Genomic DNA, 912 nt, shown 5'->3' with positions numbered 1-912 from the left:
GGGGCCAGCCCCGTCGTCGCCATGGACCTGAGCCAGGAAAGCTGGCCCTGGCCCGCTCGCTCGGCCCGGTCATGACCGTGGACGCCGCCGCCCCGGACGCGGTCGAGCAGATGCGGGCCCTGACCCGGGGCGGCGCGGACGTGGTGCTGGAGATGGCGGGTTCGGCCCGGGCGCTGGAGGCGGCATGGAGGATGACTCGCCGCGGGGGAACCACGGTCACCGCCGGTCTGCCCCCGCCCGACGCGGCCCTGCCGGTCAACATCGTCTCGCTGGTGGCCGAGGAGCGCACGCTGAAGGGCAGCTACATCGGCGCCTGCGTGCCCGCGCGCGACATCCCGCGGTATGTGGCGCTGTTCCAGGACGGCCGACTGCCGGTCGACCGCCTGCTGACCCGGACCATCGCGCTGGACGACGTCAACGCGGCGTTCGACGATCTCGCGGACGGCAGGGCGGTGCGAACGGTGGTGACCTTCTGAGCCCGCCGTGCGACACGGACGCCATGACCCATGCGCCCCTTCGCCGCCTGATCGACCTGCCGGGGATCGACGATCTTGAACTGAAGGCGCTGATGAAGCCCCGCTGGGCCGAGCCGGACGCGCGCGACGAATTCCCCGAGATCGACGCGACGGCGCGCGCCGCCTTCGGTCTGGGTCTGGATGAGGCGGAGGCTGTCGCCTTGCCCGCCGACTGGGACGGAATCCATCGCCTGTCTCCGGCGGAACAGGTCGAGGCCTTCGAGGCCGAGGGGTGGGATGCCGCCGACGCGCGCCGCAAGCCCCTGCGCATGCTGGGTCACTGGGCCCTGCCCCTGGCCCTGGCCATGCGCGGCATAGCCGGCGCCCTGCCGTTCCACGCCGAGCCGGACCACAAGCCGGACGGCTGGGGCTCCAGCCTGGCGGCGGAGGCGTCGCG

The 912-nt window shown here is 73.5% G+C and carries 2 protein-coding genes; both read left to right on the top strand.

Annotation, left to right across the window (positions count from 1 at the left end; translation table 11 throughout):
• Positions 1-476: zinc-binding dehydrogenase (locus AC2W7C_RS18490; protein WP_486002652.1), on the top strand; the 476-nt coding region annotated here is incomplete at its 5' end.
• Between the two features lie 23 nt (positions 477-499).
• Positions 500-912: hypothetical protein (locus AC2W7C_RS18485; protein WP_486002651.1), on the top strand; the 413-nt coding region annotated here is incomplete at its 3' end.

The organism is Brevundimonas sp. CURTG3B2_SDJG (genome assembly GCF_057364705.1).
The sequence above is the reverse complement of the archived record's forward strand: the minus strand, read 5'-3'. Positions and strand labels throughout refer to the sequence as shown.